The sequence below is a fragment of the Microbacterium paludicola genome, assembly GCF_015235415.1.
In the GTDB taxonomy this organism is placed as follows: domain Bacteria; phylum Actinomycetota; class Actinomycetes; order Actinomycetales; family Microbacteriaceae; genus Microbacterium; species Microbacterium paludicola.
This window is the reverse complement of record NZ_JADGLL010000080.1, coordinates 1-3,197: the sequence shown is the minus strand read 5'-3', so window position 1 is coordinate 3,197 and position 3,197 is coordinate 1. Positions and strand designations below refer to the sequence as shown.

Here is a 3,197-nt window from a genome sequence, read left to right as displayed (position 1 = left end):
TAGGGTGAAGCACGTCGAGGTCCTCGGTCGGAATCAGAGAGTTAGCGCTTCTGATCCTCGGGGACCTCGACCCCTACCGCCGAATCACCGCCCGGCCACCCTCACCCCACCGGATGTCCGAAGAGCCACATATGTCATTTCGCGCGGAAACTGTCGCAGGCTCCGGCTGGGGGAGATCGCGTCATGGGATGTACGGCGCGCGGGAGTGGTGCAGTGACCGATCGTGTGCCGAGAACCTGGGCCCAACGCCGCGACGCGCTCGTCCGGTCGGTAGCAGCAGGTCACAGCGGCACGGTCGCTCAGCTGGCCACGTTCTCGAGCGACCTCGATGATGCACTCGCGGGGCGCCGTCTCAACGGTGTGCAGTGGACGCAACTGAAATTCAGCTGTTCCTCGTTGCTCATCAATCTGGGCGCGGCCCGCGGGATTCAGGACTCGGTTTCGGCTGGGATCGAGTGCGCTCGCGACGCTCGCGAGCGCGGCTACCTTCCCGTACTCGATGGTCAGCTCAACTACAACGAAGCCAACGGGCTCTCGGCCCTCCACGACATCGATCTGACGCAGTGGCGTCAGGCGAATCCGGAGTCTCCTCGAGGGATCTTCGCTCTCGAAGATCAGGACCGGCTTCGGACGGTGCGAGTGCTGTTCGCGTCTGTCGGGTACTTAAGTGAGGCCGCGGACGTTCGGGGTCGGGCGCTTTGCAACCTGGGCAACACGCTCGACCGCTCGGGGCGGTGGCTCGAGGCATACCAGGCGTATGTCGACGCGCTAGCAGCTGACCCGACGAACGGGAACGCCGCGGGCAACGCCGCGGAACTTCTGCGTCTTCGCGTCGCTCGGGGCCGAGGTCTCGGCGGACACTACGCGGCGGTGTATGACCGCTACCGTGAGCAGGCGCAACGGCACAGATCTCGCACGGTAGAGCTGGCTGGGGAAGCTGTGGCTCAACGGTGGGACGCGCTGCCACCATCGGGAAGCGCTGGGCACCTATCCCATGACGGCGATCCGCTCGACGAATACCAGCAGTGGATCAAGCAACATCGGCTCGCGCTCACCGTCGCAGTCGAGGGGCTGGGCTCCGACGAGCATCGATGGGACAGCGCGATGGTCGAGTCGGTCACGGTACATAGCGGTGAACCGGACCCGCCGCCAATCTTCACGTCCATGAACGTCCTCAAGGCCGAGTACCTCGTGGCGCGGCGACTCGCCTTCCAGGGAGAGAAGCTCCTCTTCGAGTCTTTGTTCGCCCAGCACCCAGCCGATACCGGCACCTACGCGGACACTCTCGATATGTCTCTCTACGGTGAACCGCCCGCCCAGCTGGTCCTTGCTCAGCGAGCGACGTTGGATCTTCTCGACAAGATCGCTGTCGCCGCGAATGACCACTTCAAGACTGGGATGCAGGCACGGAAGGTGACGTTCGAGAACTACTGGCGAGAGGGCAAGAGCTCTCAGCTGCGAACGGGCCTGCCGATTCCCGAGAAGGCAGCCAGCGCCGCGGTGGCACTGGCCGAGCTGTCGTTTGACATCGACAAAGACGGCCTCTACCCAGAGGCGAAGACGCTGCGGAACGCGGGAACGCATCGCCTGGTTCACCTGACGCACGGCGCCGCGACCGGCGTGACGGAACTCGCCCACAGCAGCATCGACGCGGAGACCTTGGTGCACGCGACTCATCAGTCGCTCCGTGTGGCGCGGGCTGCCTACATGTACCTCATCGACCTGGTTCAGGATCAGCAGGACGCACTCACTGAGGGTGAGCAGTTGATGGCTCTACCGCTGCCGAATCAGTACTGATCGCTGTCCTGCGAGTCGGAATCGTCTTGGTCATGCAGGCAGCGAGTGGCCGAGCTGCTGGTCGATGAACGTGAATCGGCCTGACTTTCGTTCCTATCGGGAGGCTTGTCCAGCAGGTGCCGGCTGGCCTGATTCTTGGTCAGCGTAGTACGCCTCCTCAACCTCTGCCGGGGTGCGCATGTCGAGCTCGCCGTGGAGGCGGGAGTTGTTCCACCACCACACCCACTCGAGAGTCGCCAGCTCGACCTGCTCAACCGTTCGCCAGGGGCCGCGCTGACGGATCAGCTCGGTCTTGTAGAGGTTGTTCACGGCCTCCGCCATCGCGTTATCGAACGAGTCGCCAACGGTCCCGGTCGAGGGGACGGCGCCGAGTTCGACGATCCTCTCGGTGTAGACCATCGCGGTGTAATTCGACCCATGATCCGCGTGATGAATGAGTCCGTCGAGACGCCCGCCAACGTTCCAGGCGGCCATGTCGAGGGCCTGCAACGGCAGAATCTCCGAGCGCAGCGTCGCCGCGACGTTCCACCCGACGATGCGCCTCGAATAGACGTCGGTGACGAACGCGACGTAGGCGAAACCACTCCAGGTCGCGACGTAGGTGACGTCGCAGACCCAGAGCCGCCGGGGCGCCGGCGCGGTGAAGCGGCGGTTCACGAGATCACTCGGCAGCACGGTCGTCTTGTCGGGGCGGGTCGTGGACACCCGCTTCGACTTACGGACGCCACGCACCCCAGCGAGCCGCATGAGGCGTTCGGTCTGGTCGCGGCCGACCTGCCACCCCTGCCGACGCATCAGCGCGTGCATCTTCCGCCGCCCGTAGACGCCGTAGTTCTCCGCATGCAGCCGGGCCACCTCTGGGACGAGAAGCTCGTCCTTCAGCTGCCGGGCAGACGGGGCGCGGCCGACGGCGGCGCGATAGCCGCGGGAGGTGAGGAACCCCTGCACTGCCGGGCGCAACACTCGGCAGATGAGCTCGACCCCGAAACGATCCCGATGTTCATCGATGAACCGGATCATCTCGGTCAGGGGCGGTCGAGCTCCTTCGCGAAAAACACGCTCGCAGCCTTGAGGATCGGCGGATTCAACCGGTCAGCGCAATGGGTGCTGTGAGATGAAGCAGACGTTGATCTCGGGAGGCATTCGTTGCAGGGCAAGCATGGTCATCTCAGTCGTGAGCAGAAGCAGCTCGCGCTCCGTCTCCACTCGAAGGGATGGAGACTCATCGACATCGCTCGCGAGATCGGCTGCACGGCGCCGATGGTCGGCCGCATGGCGAGGGAAGGGCGTCACCTCGACGGGAAGCCGTTCGGCTGGGAGCCGCGCGAGGGGCATCTGACGGTCTTCGATCGTGAGGAGATACTCGTGGGTCTCGCCCGCGGTGACACGCTCACTGCGAT

At 64.6% G+C, this 3,197-nt stretch carries 2 protein-coding genes and 1 pseudogene; 2 read left to right on the top strand and 1 reads right to left on the bottom strand.

Translation table 11 applies throughout. The features are described 5' to 3' along the window. Positions 1-213 precede the first annotated feature (213 nt). Complete coding sequence (locus tag IR155_RS16320; protein WP_135115686.1) at positions 214-1,797, top strand: LA2681 family HEPN domain-containing protein; 1,584 nt, start codon at positions 214-216, stop codon at positions 1,795-1,797. Between the two features lie 93 nt (positions 1,798-1,890). On the opposite strand, the gene IR155_RS15510 is transcribed toward IR155_RS16320, so the two are convergent. Next, complete coding sequence (locus tag IR155_RS15510; protein WP_135115685.1) at positions 1,891-2,817, bottom strand: IS3 family transposase; 927 nt, start codon at positions 2,815-2,817, stop codon at positions 1,891-1,893. 126 nt (positions 2,818-2,943) lie between these two features. Between IR155_RS15510 and IR155_RS15505 the strand changes: the two are divergent. Next, positions 2,944-3,197: pseudogene (locus tag IR155_RS15505) on the top strand (IS30 family transposase); the annotation flags it as partial.

What these genes read in the sequence shown, in the direction of transcription:
- IR155_RS15510 (WP_135115685.1), bottom strand. Translation starts at nt 2,817, where the DNA reads ATGATCCGGTTCATCGATGAACATCGGGATCGTTTCGGGGTCGAGCTC.